The organism is Prosthecomicrobium sp. N25, assembly GCF_037203705.1.
In the GTDB taxonomy this organism is placed as follows: domain Bacteria; phylum Pseudomonadota; class Alphaproteobacteria; order Rhizobiales; family Ancalomicrobiaceae; genus Prosthecodimorpha.
Genome location: NZ_JBBCAT010000003.1, coordinates 117515 through 132496 on the forward strand (window position 1 = coordinate 117515; position 14982 = coordinate 132496).

Genomic DNA, 14982 nt, shown 5'->3' on the forward strand with positions numbered 1-14982 from the left:
CTTTGTGCCACCGAGACTTAAGAGCTATCCATCGAGGCACCGGCACGCAAGATCATTCGACGGAGGCTACCCGATGTTGTTCGTCCACAGGTTGCTCGCCACCCTGACCGTCGCCGGCGCCTTGTGGGCCGGACCGGCGGCCGCCCAGGACTTCAAGGCGAACCTCGTCGCCCCCGACACTCTGACCGTCGGGACCTCCGGCTCCGCGCCCCCCTTCAGCATGACCGGCCCCTCCGGTGACCTGGACGGCTTCGACATCGACGTCGCCAACCGGATCGGCAAGGAACTCGGCCTCAAGGTCGTGTTCAAGCAGTTCGACTTCGCCGGCCTGCTGCCCGGCCTCGCGTCGGGCCAGTTCGACATGATCGCCTCGGGCGTGACGCGCACCCCGCAGAGGCTGGCGGCCACCGACTTCTTCCTGCTCTCGCCCTACATCGTCAACGGCGTCGCCGTGACCCGCCGCAGCGACTCGCCCGAGATCACCGGCTGGAAGTCGGTCTGCGGGAAGGTCATGGGGGCAGTCCGCGGCGGCGCGTTCCAGAAGACCGCCCGCGAGAAGCTTCCCCCGGGCTGCGTGACGGAGGTGAGGGAATATCCGGGCGCGACCGAGCTCTTCCTGGACCTGAAGAACAAGCGGATCGACTTCGCCGCCCATGACTTCCTCGGCCCCAACTACCTCGTCAGGACCGGCAAGGTCGACGGCATCGTGGTCGTCCCGGATGTCCTCGCGCCGATCACCCAGTCCGTCGCCGTCGGCCCGAAGAACAAGGTCCTCGCCGACCGGATCGACGCGCTCTTCGTCGGCTGGCGCAAGGACGGGACCTTGAAGGCGCTCGGCGAAAAGTGGTTCGGCGCGTCGCTCGACTGGTCGGCGGCCGACTGATGGCCGACCTCTCGGCAGCGCTCGGGCTCGCTGCGGCCTGGATGCCGAGGTTGCTGACGGCGACCGCCCTGACCCTGGCCATTGCGGCCGCCGTCTTCACCATCTCCGCCGTCTTCGGCCTGCTGCTGGCCCTGGTCAACCGGGACGCCCCGCGGCCGCTGCGCTGGGCCATCGAAGCCTTCAGCGGCGTGCTCCGCGCCATTCCCGAACTGGTGGTCCTCTTCGCGGTCTTCTTCGGCGGACGCCAGATCGGCGCCGCCATCGACCCCGTCGCCTCCACGATCCTGGCCTTCGGCCTCGTCGGCATCGCGTATGACTTCCAGGTCTTCAAGGGAGCGCTCGGCGTGATCCCGGAAGGACAGTTCGAGGCCGGCAGGGCGCTCGGGATGAGGCCCTGGCAGGTCTACGGCGCCGTCGTCCTGCCCCAGCTCCTGCCCATCGCCCGCAAGGGCTGGATCACCTACGCGATCGGCACGATCAAGCGGATCTCGATCGCCTCGGCGATCTCGGTCAGCGAACTCATGTACGTGACCAAGCAGGCGATCGCCGCCAGCAATGCGCCGTTCCTGTTCCTGTCGCTCGCGACCGGGCTCTACGTCCTGATCGTCATGCCCCTTCTCGCGTTCAACGAGAGGCAGCCGGCGCACCGATGAGCTTCCTGGCCGACCCCTACTATCGCGAGCTCCTGCTGGCCGGCGGCCGGATGACGCTCGCGATCTCCCTGGCCGTGATCGTCGCCTCGAACCTGCTGGCCCTCCCGCTCGCCATCCACATGCAGCGGCCGGGGGCCCGGCTGCGCCGGGTCGTCCTGGCCTACAGCTTCTTCGCCCGCGCCGTCCCGGCGCTCGCCATCCTGTTCGCGCTCTACTACGGGCTGCCGCGCCTGGGGATCTATCTCGAGCCCGTGCCGGCCGCCATCGTCGGCCTGATCTTCGCCTCCACCGCCTACAACCTCGAATTCCTCCGGTCCGGCTTCGAAAGCATCCCGGCCGGCCAGGCGGACGCGGCGCGCGCCCTCGGCCTCGGCCCGGTCGCCACCTACCTCAAGGTCCTCGTCCCGCAGGCCTACGCGGCGGCCTCCCCGGCCCTCTTCTCCAATGCGGTGCAGATGGTCAAGGGCAGCTCGCTCGCCAGCCTGGTGGCGGTCACCGAGCTCACCGCCACCTCCACGACCATCATCGCCGACACCTACAAGGCCATCCAGGTCCTCCTCGTCGTCGCGGCCATCTACGGCCTGATCGCCCTGGTGATCCTCGGCCTGCAGGTCGTCGTGGAATCGCGGCGCCGCTTGCTCCACCCGAAATCGGGCTGAACTTCGGCCGAGTCGGACGGCGGTCCGCAAACGCCCCGGCAACTATGTAGTGTCCCGCACTCGATCCTGTCGCCCGGTTCCCGCAAAGTCCCTCGAATATTAGAAGAATTCCGGCCGATGCGGGGGAGAGATCATGCGTAAGTCATTGTATCGAGTGACGAGTTTATCTTTGGGGCCCGCGGTGTTGGCTCTATGCGCACCGCAGATCGCGACCGCCCAGCAGAGCCAGCTGGATCGTTCGGTTCTCCCGGTGGCCGAGCCGGCGAGGCAGCCCATCACGGAAATCGATGCGCGGGATGCGAAGGTACCACCCCGCTTCGAGGTCAAGGCGCCCGCGGGAGCGCCGAACGTCGTCATCGTGCTCATCGACGATCTCGGCTTCGGCGCGCCGAGCACCTTCGGCGGGCCGATCGCCACGCCGACCCTGGACGGCCTGGCCCAGGAAGGCCTCCGCTACAACAACTTCCACACGACAGCCTTGTGCTCGCCGACCCGGGCCGCGCTGAAGTCCGGTCGCAACCACCACACCGTCAACATGGGCTACATCACCGAACTCGCCACGGGCTTTCCCGGTGCCACCGGACAGGTCCCGGCCACGGCCGCGCCGCTCGCCGAGATCCTGCGGCTGAACGGCTATGCCACGGGTGCCTTCGGGAAGTGGCACGAGACCGCCGCCTGGGAAACGAGCGTCGCCGGCCCCACCGATCGCTGGCCCAATCGCCAGGGCTTCGACAAGTTCTACGGCTTCATCGGCGGAGAGACGAACCAATGGGCCCCGTTCCTGTTCGACGGGACGGCCCAGGTCGAACTGCCGGCCGACCCGAACTACCACTTCATGACCGACATGACCGACAAGGCGCGCGCCTGGATCATGCACCAGAAGGCGATGGCGCCCGACAAGCCCACCTTCGTCTATTTCGCCCCCGGGGCGACCCACGCGCCGCACCACGTTCCGAAGCCGTGGATCGATCGCTGGAAGGGCAAGTTCGACCAGGGCTGGGACAAGGTTCGAGAGGAGACGCTGGAGCGGCAGATCAAGCTCGGCGTCGTCCCGCAGGGGACGAAGCTCGCCCCGAAGCCCGCCGCCATCAAGGACTGGGACAAGCTCTCAGCCGATGAGAAGCGTCTCTTCGCCCGGCAGGCGGAGGTCTTCGCCGGCTTCGTCGAATACACGGATTCCGAAGTCGGTCGTCTTCTCAAGGCCTTCGACGAGGTCGGCCAGGCCGACAACACACTGGTCTTCTACATCGCTGGCGACAACGGAACCAGCGGTGAGGGCGGCCAGAACGGCATGTTCAACGAATACACCTACTTCAACGGTGTGTCGGAGACCGTCGAGGACATGCTGAAACTGATCGACAAGTGGGGCGGCCCCGAAACCTACCCGCACATGGCGGCGGGCTGGGCGGTCGGCTTCAACGCCCCCTTCGGCTGGATGAAGCAGGTGCCGTCGGACTTCGGCGGGACCCGCAACGGCATGGTGGTGTCCTGGCGCAAGGGCATCAAGGCGAAGAACGAGATCCGCAGCCAGTTCAGCCATGTCATCGACGTGGCCCCGACCGTCCTGCAGACCGTGGGGCTGCCGGAACCCACGTCGGTCGACGGGGTGAAGCAGATCCCGATGGCGGGCAAGAGCCTCGTCTACTCCTTCGAAGACGCCAAAGCCAAGGAACAGCATACGACCCAGTATTTCGAGATCGCGGGAAACCGCGCCGTCTACAGTGACGGGTGGTTCGCCCGCACGATCCACCGGGCGCCCTGGGAGGCGAAACCGCGCCGGTCCGTCAAGGACAACTCCGCCTGGGAGCTGTACGAGGTCCGCTCCGATTTCAGCCTCGCCAACGACCTGGCCGCCGCCAAGCCCGACAAGCTGGCGGAGCTGCAGGCCCTCTTCCTGAAGGAAGCCGAGACCTACGGCGTCCTTCCCCTGGACGACCGGGTCTTCGAGCGCCTGGACGCCGCCGCCGTCGGCCGCCCCGATCTCATGGGTGGCCGCACGTCGATCGTGCTGACCGACGGCATGACGGGAATGCTGGAAGGCGCTTTCCTCAACGTGAAGAACCGCTCCAACCTCATCGTCGCCGACATCGAGGTCCCGGCGTCCGGCGCCAACGGCACCCTGATCGCCCAGGGCGGCCGCTTCGGGGGCTGGTCCCTGTTCGTGAAGGACGGCGTGCCGGGATACGAGTACAACTTCCTGGGCATGCGTCACACGACCATCATGGCGCCGACGAAGCTCGCCCCCGGCAAGGCCAAGGTGAGCTTCAGGTTCGACTACGACGGCGGCGGTCCGGGCAAGGGCGGCCAGGGCACCCTCTTCGTCAATGACCAACAGGTTGCCGCCGGTCGCATCGACGTCACGCAAGCCGGGATTTTCTCCGCGGACGAGACGGCGGATGTCGGCATAGACCTGGGAACGCCGGTGGTCGAGGCCATCGGGTCGGAGGCCAAATCCCGCTTCACCGGACGGATCTCCAGGCTGTCCGTCGAGGCCAAGTAGGACGGGAACGGTTCGGGCCGGCGATGCCCGGCCCGAACCGGCTCCACGCGGGCGGGCCCGGGCTTCGCGGCTCTCCGGCCGGCCGCGCCGGTCACGCCTTGAGGTGGATCGTGACCAGGGCGGTGGTCGCGCTGCCGGGCGCGAAGTCCGCCGTCACCCGGGAGCCGGTTGCCGACATGCCGGACCCTGAGCACCGCGATGCCGTCCTGCTCGGTCGGCAGCGGCGCCTCGGTGCCCTCCGGCACCCAGCGCATGCCGCCGTGGCGGTCGTCACCTCCTGCAATCCTGGAACAAGGTCCTGGACGGGACGGGCGTGCTCGCGCTGAGGCGCCTGGCCCCGGGGCGCCGCCCCGGCGTGCCGGCCGGAAGCCATGCCTGCATGCGAATGTGATCTATGTGACAGGCGGCAACGCAGCCTTCGCTATGGATATTCTGTCGGCGAGGGAGGCCTGCACGTGGACAGAGAACTTGCAGAGGAGATGCTCGGCACCGCCTTCGCGCCATGGCGCGACGCGGCCGACACGGAATCCGAGACCTATTCGGTCGATCTCGGCGAGGACCGCGTCCTGGACCTGGTGCGGGTCGGCGGCGCCGAGGTCACCACCCTCCTGTTGAGCGCCCCGCAGCCGGCGCCGGCCGACGCGGAGACGGCGGGCGACCTCGGCTGGGCCTGGCTGGAGGCGACCTGGCTGCGCCGGATCGACGACGGGATCGTGGCGACGGCCGACGAGGCCGGCCGGCTCGGCTTCGGCATGGTCCTGCCCCGCTGCCACGCGACCGCGGAAACCGTTGAGGCCGCCGTCGCGGCCCTCCTCGCGGCGGCCCGCCCGCGCACGGCACCGGCCGCCGACGCACCCCTCGACCTCAACGACGGCAACGTGTGGCTCCCGCTATGACAAGCCTCATCGAGAACGAAGCCTTCGCGCGGGTCGTCCAGTCGATCGGCCCGGACATCGAGGCATCGAGCGCGACCACCGTCGATCTCCTCTTCGACGAGGATCTGCCCGTGCGCCTGACCCTGCACCCGAATGGCCGCGAGGTGATCGTCGACGCCTTCGTGCTCGACGCCACGGGGCTCTTCGGCGGCGTGCGCAACGCGGTCGTCAGGCTCCTCCTGCAGCTGAACGGCCTGGCGCTGCGCGGCAACCCCTTCGCGGTCGGCATCACGCCCGCCGGCCTCGTTGCCGTCACGGTCCGCGCCGCCCTCGCCGATCTCGAAGACGGCGAGGTGTCCGACCTCATCCAGTACGCATCGTCCCAGGCGACCGAGCTGCGCGAGGTGCTTGCCGCCCTCATGCCGGCCGACGCCCCCGACGTGACGCTTCATACCATCTGACGCCTTTCGTTTTCAGACCTTCGTCCGGGGAGGACCGCATCATGAGCGACGTCCATGGCGCCCGCATGCCGCCCAGCGCCACGATGAAGTGGCAGAGCACGGTCGATGCCGCCAAGCCCAAGCACAGCATGTTCGCCTTCCTCAAGCGCGAGCCGACGCGATCCCAGGCGCAGCTCCAGGAGGCGCGGAGCCAGTTCAAGGAGCACTTCAGCACCAGCGTCGCGAAGCTCGGGGCCGAGCTGCAGCTCACCCCGGCGATGCAGAGGAACCTGGAGAGGGCGGGCGCCAAGGCGCTCGACAAGATCGTCAACGACACCTTCGCCCAGCCGGAACTCGCCGGCAAGAAGATGAGCCGCGCCGACTTCAACGCCGCCGTCCACACGGCGAACGTCAAGTCGCTGCAGAAGATGGTGCAGTTCACCACGATCTACGGTAAGCCGGACACGACCCCGCACGTGACCCCGCTGAAGACGGCGGACGGCCAGATCAAGCTGGTCGTCACCAAGCCGGCTCCGCCGATCGAGAACCTGATCCTGCGCGGCGGGGGCGCCAAGGGCATCGGCAACTCGGCCGCCCTGGTGGAGCTCGAGAAGAGCGGCGCCCTGAGCGACCTCAAGCAGATCGTCGGCACCTCGGCCGGTGCGCTGACGGCTGTGGGTCTCGCTTGCGGCATGTCCGCCGAAACCTTCGCGGAGTTCTCCAAGAACACCGACATCAACGGCCTGAAGGGCACGCCGAGCAACTTCAAGGAATGCTACCCCATGGTCAGCATGGGGCACCGCGTCGGCCATACGGCCGGCACGGCTCTGAGGACCCTCGACGAAGTCTCCTCCATGCGCGCCTACGACAAGCTCGACCAGAACTGGGACACGGTCGTGCAGGCTCATGCCGACGGGACGCTCAGCGACGCCGAGTTCGCCCGCATGGAGATCCTGAAGGAGCCGCCGAATTTCGAGGCGAACCGCACCGACAAGATGGTCACCTTCGGCGACCTCCGGGCCATGGCGAAGATCTTCCCCGATATCAAGGAACTGACCCTGACCGGCATGAACCGCTCGGACTCCCAGCTCGCCTACTTCAACGCCGATACCGCGCCCGACATGCCGATCGCCGTCGCGGGACGCATCTCCATGAGCATCCCGCTGTATTTCGCCTCCGTCGACTTCAACGGCAAGACCTGGGTGGACGGCGGCGTCGGCTCCAACATGCCGTCCAACGCCATCCTGCAGCCGTTCAAGGACAAGGTCGCGACCGCCCAGGCCGAGATGGACGACGCCGTCAAGTCCCGGGACGCCGGGCGGATCGAGCTTGCCGGCAAGGCCCTCGCCGAGGCGACGCGGGACCTGGAACAGGCGAACTCCAAGACCCTGCTGATGACCTTCGACGACGGCGGCAAGGCCTACAAGAAGATGCACGACCCGGAGGCGCCGCCGAAGACCAAGCCGGGCTTCATCGACAAGCTCGTCGGCCGGATCGCCGGCGACAAGAACTTCGCGCTCAACAAGCAGCAGGACACCCAGAATGTCCGCGACGCCGGCCCCAACGTGATCGTCGTCCACCACGGCAGCATCGGCACGCTGGATCTGGACGCCTCCGAGAAGCGCATCGGCCAGGCCACGCTGGAATCGCAGATGCGGGCGCTCGAGTTCGTCGCCGCCCGCCAGGATCAGGCGGTCCAGGAGGTCTACACGAGCGTCGACCAGGTGGTGGCCAGCCTCTCGCCGCAGGAGCGCCAGCAGATGCTCGACGCCGGGCCGCCGACGCTCGGCCAGTTCCAGAACGACCGCCGATCGGACGGCGATGCCCGGCAGCTCTTCGCGAGCGCCATGGCGGTCTACGACAAGGTGAACGAGCTTGTGAACGGGCGCCAGGCCGGCGTTCTCATCGGCTCCTGACCGTCCGGTCCCGGCGGACCGCTCCGGCGGTCCGCCGCAGACCCTTCAGCCGATCTCGGCGAGGGTCTGGCGGGCCAGGTCCGCGGGGCCGCCCTCCCCGGCCGCCGCCACCGTCTCCAGCACCCGCCGGGCTTCCGCCAGCGCGCCCTGGCGCAGCAGCGCGATGCCCAGGAACGTCAAGGCCGCATCGGTCTTCGGCGCGGCCCGAAACTGCGCGACGGCCCGGTCGAACTCGCCCGCCGCCAGGCGGACGAGGCCGAGGCCGATGAGCGGCGCCTCCTCGCCGGGCCTGACCGCCCGCAGCGCTTCGAAGATGGCCTCGGCCTCCACGCCGAGCCCCCGCGACAGCGCCAGGAAGCCGAGATCGGCGAGCGCGCGGACGTCGTCTGGTTCGAGGTCGGTCATCCCGGTGGGCTCCCCAGCCATGGCGGTCACGTCAGATGCATGATGAGCAGGAGTTGCTGCGCGGCCCGCAGGTCCTCCCGGTACTCCGGGCGGCGCCGGGCGAGGCGCGCGGTGCCGGCGAGGAGCTGCTGCGCGCCCTTGCGGTCGCCGGCCGCCAGCGCCGCGAAGCCGGCGAGGCAGGCCGCGCGCGGATGGCCCGGCGCCAGCCGGAGCGCCTCGCCCGCGAAGACGGCCGCCGCGGCCACGTCGTCCCGGCGGACGGCGAGGGCCGCAAGGCCGATGAGACCGTCCGGACCCGACGCGTCGTTCCCGCACAGCATCACGAGGGGGGCGATCGCACCGGCGAGCGCGCCGGCCGGCGACGTCCCGTCGAGCGCAGCGAGCGCGGACGCTGCCGCGACCCGCAGATCGTCGAAGCGGACGACCCCCGTCGGGCCGGCGGACCCCGGCCCGATGCCGACATCCCCCGCGAGGCGATCGAGCGCCTCCGCCGCCGGTCCCCCCAACCGCGCCAGCCCCGCCCGCCACAAGGCGCCGGACTCGGCGCTCCGGACGTCCGGGTCCGGCGACGCGGGCGGCAGCGTCAGAACCGCCTTCATGATCGCGACGGGTGCGTCGGGCACTCGTTCCAGTCCTCGGGGATCTCGGCCTTCCAGGCTACCCGCCCGGGCGGGCCGCGCATGTCACGTTCGTCACAGGGGACGCCGGCCTCTCGGCTAAAGTGGGGCGGGAGCCCGTGCGGGGCGGAGGACAGGCCGCGTGATGACGGACGTCGAGGATCGGGACGCAAGCCGCCCGCCGCCCGGGAAACCGGGAACCGGTTCGGCCGCGGAGGCGATCGCGGCGGCCGAGGCGTTCCTGGCGCGCCAGCAGCCGCGCGCGAGCGCCGAGGACTGGCGGCGGGTCCTCGAGGAGATCCGCCGAGCCCTGCAGACGGTCGCCGCCTCCGACCTGGTCCGCGCCGATCCCGTCGCGACCGGCATCGTCGCCGAGATGGCACATGCCCAGGACATGGCGGAGATCGACTTCCTGGTCGACATGCTGAACGCAAGGGTGCGCGTCCTCGTCGAAGCGCGGTCGGGTGAGCCCGCCCCGCCGCCCGCCCCGCCCGCAACCCCGGTCGCCGCCGAAGCCAGGCGCCGGCGGGTCGTCCTGAAGATCTGAGGGCCGCGCTGGCCCGCCGCGAGAGAGGGACCGATGTCCAACTTCTGGTTCAACCCCGCGACCAGCATCGGCGTCCTCAACCCGCCGAGCCCCGGGCAGGCGGAGCCGATCCCCTACCACTACCTCCCCGGCAGCCAGGCGACCACCTCGCCAGTCATCGCCAACACGGTGGACAAGCTCTTCCCCTTCTTCGACGGCGTCACCAACAAGCTGCCGAACCCGCCCGCCGACATCACCAAGAGCCCGACCACCCTCGATCCCAACGAGTTCATGTCCTGGCACTCGGCCTACCAGCTCGAATACGTACAGGCCAACGGGTCGTCCGCGTCCGGCAGCATTCCGGGCGCCACAGGCGCGCAGAAGGGGGTCACTATCAGGGGCGCCCAGCCGCCCATCACCGTGATCGTGTCGGACGACGACCAGCGGATCTATGTGGTGGAGAACCTGGCCAAGGCCGACTTCTCGAAGATGCCCCTCGTCGACCAGATCCGCATCACCAAGGAGGGGGCCTTCACGAGCTCGACCGGCGTCGGCCTCAAGCTCGGCCTCACACCGACCGGCACCGACACCTATCTGGACGCCCGTGCGGACGCCAAGGCGGACGTCGACGCGGCCATCAGCGCCATCAACAGCACGCACACGGGCCGGCTCGATCAACTGGCCTACGACAATCCACCCGTGCGGAACTACGAGATCTTTCTCAAGGAGTTGAACAACATCAAGACTCGCCTCGACAACCAGGCGGTCTTCTCGCAGAAGGACATCGACGCGCAGATCGCCCTGATCAAGACGCGCTATGATCGTGCGCTGGCCTTCGCGGTCACGACGCAGGAGAGCCTGTCGACCCGCTTTCCGTTCGGCACCCAGTGGGTGAACGTGGTCAGCACCGATTCGGGACAAACCATAGCCAACGGCTTCAAAGCGTTCATGGAGCAGGAGAAGCGGATCCTGGCCCTGGACAACGACCGGCTGCGGATCGCCGCGACGGGGACGGTCGCAGACAAGCGCCTCGACGTGCCGACCCTCGTATTCATGTTGCAGCTCAACTACAATCTGACGGTCGAGGCCCGGGTCATCGCCGAGACCGAGGAGGTCAATCAGCAGAACGCCCTGCTGCAGACCTATGCGGTGATGCAGCAGATCGTCAACGACGTGGCCGGCAAGTTCAACCCGGAGGAGACCGACGAACAGCGCAACGTCCTCGGCAACACCACCGACAACGAGTCGGTGAGCAACCTGACCGTGGATCAGCGCAAGATCGTGTCGATGTTCGAGGACGCGCTCGGCGGCATAGCTCATCCGATCGAGTCCATGCGGGGCGCCGACCGCCCCGACGAGGACATGTTCAACAACGCCGGCAACTACTTGGAAAAGCACTACAAGACGACCTGGGACAGCTTGGGCACGCGGCTGTCGGACACGGTGACGATCATCAATCAGCAGAGCCAGATCAAGATGAACGACATCAATTCGCTCAACAAGCAGAAGGACCGGCACTTCGACCTGGCGACCGGGGCGCTCTCCAAGCTGTTCGACACCATCCAGTCGATCGGCCGGGCGACCGGCGGCTGAACGGAGGCGTACCCATGCGGATCCGCAGTCTCGACCGCGGCGTCGAGGAGATCACCCGGTGGCAGGTCCAGGACGAGGTCCACCTGCCCCGGGAGAGCGGGCTGCCGCCGGCCTTCCTGCCCCAGTTCCGCCCCCTGGACGAGGTCCTGCGCCGCCCTTCGCTGGATGAGCGCCTGCCGCTGCTGCTCCAGCCCGAGACGCTCGACCCCGACCTGCTCGAGCCCTCCGTCCTCGCCGATGCACGCCTGTCTGCCCGCACCATCTTCCGCGAGGCCGCCGAAGCGACCGCCGGCCGCCGCCGCGACGTGCTCGACCGCGCCGCCCAGCATCTCGAGGCGGCCGCGGAGCTCGACGAGGAGGTCCGGCGGGCCCTGGCCGTGCTGTTGCGCGGATGAAGCACGAGAGCGACTTCGGATCCGCCGTGCCGCCCGACGGCGCTCCCCTGCCGGACCGCGTCCGCGGATTCCTTCTGCTCCACGTCTTCGTCCTCGCCCAGCACGGCTACGTCGACCGGGCCTCCACGATCCTCGAAGCCCTGCACGCCCTCGGCGACGCGGGCGCCGACGTGGTGCTCGGCCGCGCCGTCATGCGCTTCTTCCGTCAGGACTGGCCGGGCGCCCTCGCCTGCCTCGACGAACTCGACAGGATCGACCCCATCGAGCGCTTCGGCCAGTATCGCATGACCGAGCGCCAGCGCATGCGCCGCTACGTCAAGGCCCGTTGCCTCTTCGAGCTCGGCGACGGGGACCGGGCCCGCGACGCCGTCGAGAGCTACCTCCGGCACGGCACCGCCACGGGCCCGGACGAGCGCTGAGACGAACCGTCCGGCCTGTCACCTTCGACACACCGCCCTGCCCCGGTCGAGCTAACATTCCGGTCATGCCCCACCTCGGCGGTGCGGGCGACGGAGACGAGACGATGTCGATTCTGGACGGATTGCCCAGTTCGCCGGCGGAATGGGAGAACGCCATGGGGATCATGGTGCCCCGCATGGCCGAGTTCCTCGAGAAGGCCGACCTCACTCCGCGCCAGCGCAGCGTCATCGAGCACATGCGCGACGGCATGTCCCTCGGCGAGATCCTCGGCTTCAAGCCGGAGCACCGCGACGCCCTGTTCGTCCAGTCCTACCGGCTCCTGGAGGCGGGCGAGCCCGCCAAGGCGCGCGACGTCCTGACCGTGCTCTACCAGCTCGAGCCGCTCGACGCCCGGACCATCTTCGCGCTGGCCGGCACGTACCAGCTGCAGGGCGACTACGCCACCGCCGGCAAGCTCTACGTCCACTTCCTCGCCCTCGACGCGACCAACGGCGCCGGACACCTCCGGCTCGGCGAGTGCTTCCTCGCCAACCAGGAATACGAGAGCGCGGGCGACTGCTTCACCAACGCGCGGGACTTCGCCAACCGATCCAAGGACGCCGACACGGCGGCACGGGCCGAACAGCTCCTCGCCGTGGTGGCCGAAAAGGCCGCCGGGGCCTGACGGCCCACGTCCCCACCCTCTCCCGAAAGGATCACCCCATGTCCGACGTCAAGATCGGCTCCTCCTCCATCGGCTCGGTCGGCATCTACTCGAGCACCCTCGAAAGTCTCACCGGCCGCGACATCACCGGCTCCGGCGTGGTCGGCCAGACCGGCGCGGCGCCCGACCCTTCCACGCCGGCCTACAGTGCGGTCATGGGCGCCATCGCCCGGATGGTCCCGACGATGGTCGGCGACATGGTCGAGGTCCTTCTCGCCGAAATCACCGAGAAGATGAAGGACATCGAGTCGAAATCGCAGGAATCGAAGATCAACGTCGACACCGAGATGAAGCGCACGAGCCTCGCCGACAAGCGCGAGAAGCTCGAGGAGGCCGAGAAGAAGATCAAGGAGGCCGCCGAGGAGCGGAAGGGTCCCTTCGGCTGGATCAAGGCGATCTTCATGGCGATCGCCTCCGCGATCGCGATCATCGCCGGCGCCCTCCTGTCGGCCATCCCCGGGTTCCAGGCGGTCGGCGCCCTGCTGATTACCGCCGGCGTCATCGGCATGGTCATGGCCATCGACAGCATGGTCCAGCTCGGCACCGGATCGGGCATCATGGGCAACCTCGCCAAGGCCTTCGGGGCTTCCGACGAGGTCGCCATGGGCATCGACATGGGCTTCAAGGCCCTTCTCGCCGTGGCCGGCATCGCGGTCTCGATCGCCATGTTCTTCGTGCCCGGCGGCCAGGCCAACGCGGTCGCCAACATGATCCAGGCGGTCTCCACCATCGCCAACGCCATCGTGACCGTGGGCTCGACCGCCGCCGACGTCAGCTCCGCGGTGATCAACTACAAGGCCGCCGAGAAGGAGGCCGAGGGCCGCGACCTGCAGGCCGAGGCCAAGGACATGGAGGCCATGCTCGAGGTCCTCGACCAGTTCATCGACATGGCGATCAGCCGCCTGGTCGGATCGATGAACCGCTTCAACGACATGCTGGACGCGATCACCGACTCCATGAAGGACCGCGCCGACAGTCTCGCCCGCGTCCGCTTCAGCTGAGACCAGGAGGCCCCCATGATCTCCGTCAACACCCAGTACCTGCCCGCCTCCTTCGTCGATCCCTCGACCGGCAACCTGAAGGTTCCCGAGCAGGAGGCCCAGGCCTTCGCGGACGGCATCCAGGCCCGCGTCGAGCACATGCCGCCCGCCGAGAAGGAGATCTTCCTGGCGCTGCTGCAGGGCTCCGACATCGCCCCGACCGCGTCCGGCAACGTCCCGGGAGACACCGAGGCCTCGATCGACAACCTCGAGGGCGCCGCGGAGCGTCTCTCGCGCATCATGACCTCCTCGACCATCGATCTCCTCGCGCGGGTCATGGTCGAGAACGCGGCACAGTCCCGCAAGGACGCGCTGCAGGACCGGCTCTCCGCGCACGAGACCGCAAAGAGCCAGCTCCAGTCCCAGGCCAACAGCATGCGGGACGCGGCGGACTCGCTCATGACCGGCGCGATCGTGTCCCTCGTCGTGTCGGTGGTGACGGCGGCCATCTCGATCGCCGCCGCCGGCATCTCGATCCGCGGCGGCGCCAAGGCCTTCGAGGACGCCGGGGCGGCGAATGCGCCGGGCGTGTCGAAGACCACCAGCGATTCCCTCCTCGCCCAGTCGGCCGCCAGCAACTCGAAGGCCGGCGGCGTCGGCGCGATCGGCGGCTCGGTGAACAGCCTGGGCGGTGCGGTCAGCGGCGCGTCCAACTCGTTGGGCCAGGCCGAGGCCAAGGAGGCCGACGCCGAGGGCGCCGACGCGGCGGCCACCGCCGAGTACGAGAAGAGCCAGGCCGACACCAAGAAGGAGATCGAGCAGTCGCTCGACGAGCTGATCAAGTCGATCATCAACTTCCTCAAGGAACTGCGCGACGCGCAGGCCAACCAGATGCAGGCCCTGACCAAGATCTGAAGCCGGGACCCCGATGAGCCGCGCCTTCGAGCAGTCCGTGTCCGCCCTGTGGCGGTCTCTCGACCTTCCCGCACCCGACCTCGGCCGCGGCCCGCGCGTGGTCCTGTCGATCGACGGCGTCGAGGTCTCTCTGGAGGAAACACCGGACGGCGCCGGGATCTGGGTGTCGGCGCGGATCGGGCGGCTCTCGGAGGACACGGGGTTGCGCGCCCGGCAGGTCTCGCGCCTGCTCCGGCTCGGGTTGGGCCTCGTCGTCGGCAACCGGGGCTGCGTCGTGCTCGACCCGCAGACGCGGTCGACCGTGACGGTCGAGGCCGCCGTCCCGTATGGCGCGGCCACGCCACCCCGTCTGCAGGAGACGGTGCAGGACGTGGTCTACCAGGCCGAGATCCTGGGCGCCGAACTCCGGCCGGGCGCCGCCGCGCCCGCGCGGCCGGCCCCCGTCTCGTCCGAACGCATCGGCGAGGACCTCATTTTCCGGCCGTAGCGAACCGGGGACCGG

17 protein-coding genes are annotated in these 14982 nt (G+C 68.8%); 15 read left to right on the forward strand and 2 right to left on the reverse strand.

Features of this window, described 5'->3' with window-relative positions:
* The first annotated feature begins 73 nt into the window (after nucleotides 1-73).
* The 7 genes from WBG79_RS19645 (at nucleotide 74) to WBG79_RS19675 (ending at nucleotide 7926) form a co-directional block, all read left to right on the forward strand.
* A complete protein-coding gene (locus WBG79_RS19645; RefSeq protein WP_337358914.1) occupies nucleotides 74-883 on the forward strand; it encodes a substrate-binding periplasmic protein in 810 nt (269 codons plus the stop codon).
* Complete coding sequence (locus tag WBG79_RS19650) at nucleotides 883-1536, forward strand: ABC transporter permease subunit (protein WP_337358915.1); 654 nt, start codon at nucleotides 883-885, stop codon at nucleotides 1534-1536. The genes WBG79_RS19645 and WBG79_RS19650 overlap by 1 nt, the downstream gene beginning before the upstream one ends.
* Entirely contained in the window at nucleotides 1533-2195 is a 663-nt protein-coding gene (locus tag WBG79_RS19655; RefSeq protein ID WP_337358916.1) for an amino acid ABC transporter permease, read from the forward strand. Before WBG79_RS19650 ends, WBG79_RS19655 begins: the two co-directional genes overlap by 4 nt.
* 133 nt (nucleotides 2196-2328) lie before the next feature.
* A complete protein-coding gene (locus WBG79_RS19660) occupies nucleotides 2329-4695 on the forward strand; it encodes an arylsulfatase (protein WP_337358917.1) in 2367 nt (788 codons plus the stop codon).
* Between the two features lie 455 nt (nucleotides 4696-5150).
* Nucleotides 5151-5591 (forward strand): hypothetical protein, encoded by a 441-nt coding sequence (locus WBG79_RS19665; RefSeq protein ID WP_337358918.1) that lies wholly within the window; start codon nucleotides 5151-5153, stop codon nucleotides 5589-5591.
* Nucleotides 5588-6031: a hypothetical protein gene (locus WBG79_RS19670; protein WP_337358919.1), complete on the forward strand. Its 444-nt coding sequence runs from the start codon at nucleotides 5588-5590 to the stop codon at nucleotides 6029-6031. Before WBG79_RS19665 ends, WBG79_RS19670 begins: the two co-directional genes overlap by 4 nt.
* 41 nt (nucleotides 6032-6072) lie before the next feature.
* Nucleotides 6073-7926: a patatin-like phospholipase family protein gene (locus WBG79_RS19675; protein WP_337358920.1), complete on the forward strand. Its 1854-nt coding sequence runs from the start codon at nucleotides 6073-6075 to the stop codon at nucleotides 7924-7926.
* 45 nt (nucleotides 7927-7971) lie between these two features.
* Here the strand turns inward: WBG79_RS19675 and WBG79_RS19680 are convergent, their stop codons facing one another.
* Nucleotides 7972-8331, reverse strand: a complete 360-nt coding sequence (locus WBG79_RS19680; RefSeq protein WP_337358921.1) for a tetratricopeptide repeat protein — start codon at nucleotides 8329-8331, stop codon at nucleotides 7972-7974.
* Nucleotides 8332-8357: 26 nt separating this feature from the next.
* Nucleotides 8358-8954 carry a hypothetical protein gene (locus tag WBG79_RS19685; protein ID WP_337358922.1) on the reverse strand — a complete coding sequence of 199 codons (597 nt, stop codon included), beginning with the start codon at nucleotides 8952-8954 and terminating at the stop codon, nucleotides 8358-8360.
* A 139-nt stretch (nucleotides 8955-9093) separates the two neighbouring features.
* On the opposite strand from WBG79_RS19685, the gene WBG79_RS19690 reads away from it, so the two are divergent.
* The 8 genes from WBG79_RS19690 to WBG79_RS19725 all read left to right on the forward strand — a co-directional run bounded on the left by WBG79_RS19690 (nucleotide 9094) and on the right by WBG79_RS19725 (nucleotide 14967).
* Complete coding sequence (locus tag WBG79_RS19690) at nucleotides 9094-9495, forward strand: hypothetical protein (protein WP_337358923.1); 402 nt, start codon at nucleotides 9094-9096, stop codon at nucleotides 9493-9495.
* Nucleotides 9496-9528: 33 nt separating this feature from the next.
* Complete coding sequence (locus WBG79_RS19695) at nucleotides 9529-11067, forward strand: hypothetical protein (RefSeq protein WP_337358924.1); 1539 nt, start codon at nucleotides 9529-9531, stop codon at nucleotides 11065-11067.
* Between the two features lie 14 nt (nucleotides 11068-11081).
* Complete coding sequence (locus WBG79_RS19700; RefSeq protein ID WP_337358925.1) at nucleotides 11082-11462, forward strand: hypothetical protein; 381 nt, start codon at nucleotides 11082-11084, stop codon at nucleotides 11460-11462.
* Complete coding sequence (locus WBG79_RS19705) at nucleotides 11459-11881, forward strand: hypothetical protein (RefSeq protein ID WP_337358926.1); 423 nt, start codon at nucleotides 11459-11461, stop codon at nucleotides 11879-11881. Before WBG79_RS19700 ends, WBG79_RS19705 begins: the two co-directional genes overlap by 4 nt.
* 104 nt (nucleotides 11882-11985) lie before the next feature.
* A complete protein-coding gene (locus WBG79_RS19710) occupies nucleotides 11986-12546 on the forward strand; it encodes a hypothetical protein (RefSeq protein WP_337358927.1) in 561 nt (186 codons plus the stop codon).
* Nucleotides 12547-12584: 38 nt separating this feature from the next.
* Nucleotides 12585-13586, forward strand: coding sequence for a hypothetical protein (locus WBG79_RS19715; protein WP_337358928.1), 1002 nt, complete (start codon nucleotides 12585-12587; stop codon nucleotides 13584-13586).
* Between the two features lie 15 nt (nucleotides 13587-13601).
* Nucleotides 13602-14480: a hypothetical protein gene (locus WBG79_RS19720; RefSeq protein WP_337358929.1), complete on the forward strand. Its 879-nt coding sequence runs from the start codon at nucleotides 13602-13604 to the stop codon at nucleotides 14478-14480.
* A 13-nt stretch (nucleotides 14481-14493) separates the two neighbouring features.
* Nucleotides 14494-14967 (forward strand): type III secretion system chaperone, encoded by a 474-nt coding sequence (locus WBG79_RS19725; RefSeq protein WP_337358930.1) that lies wholly within the window; start codon nucleotides 14494-14496, stop codon nucleotides 14965-14967.
* Nucleotides 14968-14982 lie beyond the last annotated feature (15 nt).

Coding starts and splice junctions, on each gene's coding strand:
- WBG79_RS19645 (WP_337358914.1), top strand. CDS start 74: ATGTTGTTCGTCCACAGGTTGCTCGCCACCCTGACCGTCGCCGGCGCC.
- WBG79_RS19695 (WP_337358924.1), top strand. CDS start 9,529: ATGTCCAACTTCTGGTTCAACCCCGCGACCAGCATCGGCGTCCTCAAC.
- WBG79_RS19655 (WP_337358916.1), top strand. CDS start 1,533: ATGAGCTTCCTGGCCGACCCCTACTATCGCGAGCTCCTGCTGGCCGGC.
- WBG79_RS19690 (WP_337358923.1), top strand. CDS start 9,094: ATGACGGACGTCGAGGATCGGGACGCAAGCCGCCCGCCGCCCGGGAAA.
- WBG79_RS19705 (WP_337358926.1), top strand. CDS start 11,459: ATGAAGCACGAGAGCGACTTCGGATCCGCCGTGCCGCCCGACGGCGCT.
- WBG79_RS19675 (WP_337358920.1), top strand. CDS start 6,073: ATGAGCGACGTCCATGGCGCCCGCATGCCGCCCAGCGCCACGATGAAG.
- WBG79_RS19710 (WP_337358927.1), top strand. CDS start 11,986: ATGTCGATTCTGGACGGATTGCCCAGTTCGCCGGCGGAATGGGAGAAC.
- WBG79_RS19650 (WP_337358915.1), top strand. CDS start 883: ATGGCCGACCTCTCGGCAGCGCTCGGGCTCGCTGCGGCCTGGATGCCG.
- WBG79_RS19660 (WP_337358917.1), top strand. CDS start 2,329: ATGCGTAAGTCATTGTATCGAGTGACGAGTTTATCTTTGGGGCCCGCG.
- WBG79_RS19715 (WP_337358928.1), top strand. CDS start 12,585: ATGTCCGACGTCAAGATCGGCTCCTCCTCCATCGGCTCGGTCGGCATC.
- WBG79_RS19720 (WP_337358929.1), top strand. CDS start 13,602: ATGATCTCCGTCAACACCCAGTACCTGCCCGCCTCCTTCGTCGATCCC.
- WBG79_RS19680 (WP_337358921.1), bottom strand. CDS start 8,331: ATGACCGACCTCGAACCAGACGACGTCCGCGCGCTCGCCGATCTCGGC.
- WBG79_RS19700 (WP_337358925.1), top strand. CDS start 11,082: ATGCGGATCCGCAGTCTCGACCGCGGCGTCGAGGAGATCACCCGGTGG.
- WBG79_RS19725 (WP_337358930.1), top strand. CDS start 14,494: ATGAGCCGCGCCTTCGAGCAGTCCGTGTCCGCCCTGTGGCGGTCTCTC.
- WBG79_RS19670 (WP_337358919.1), top strand. CDS start 5,588: ATGACAAGCCTCATCGAGAACGAAGCCTTCGCGCGGGTCGTCCAGTCG.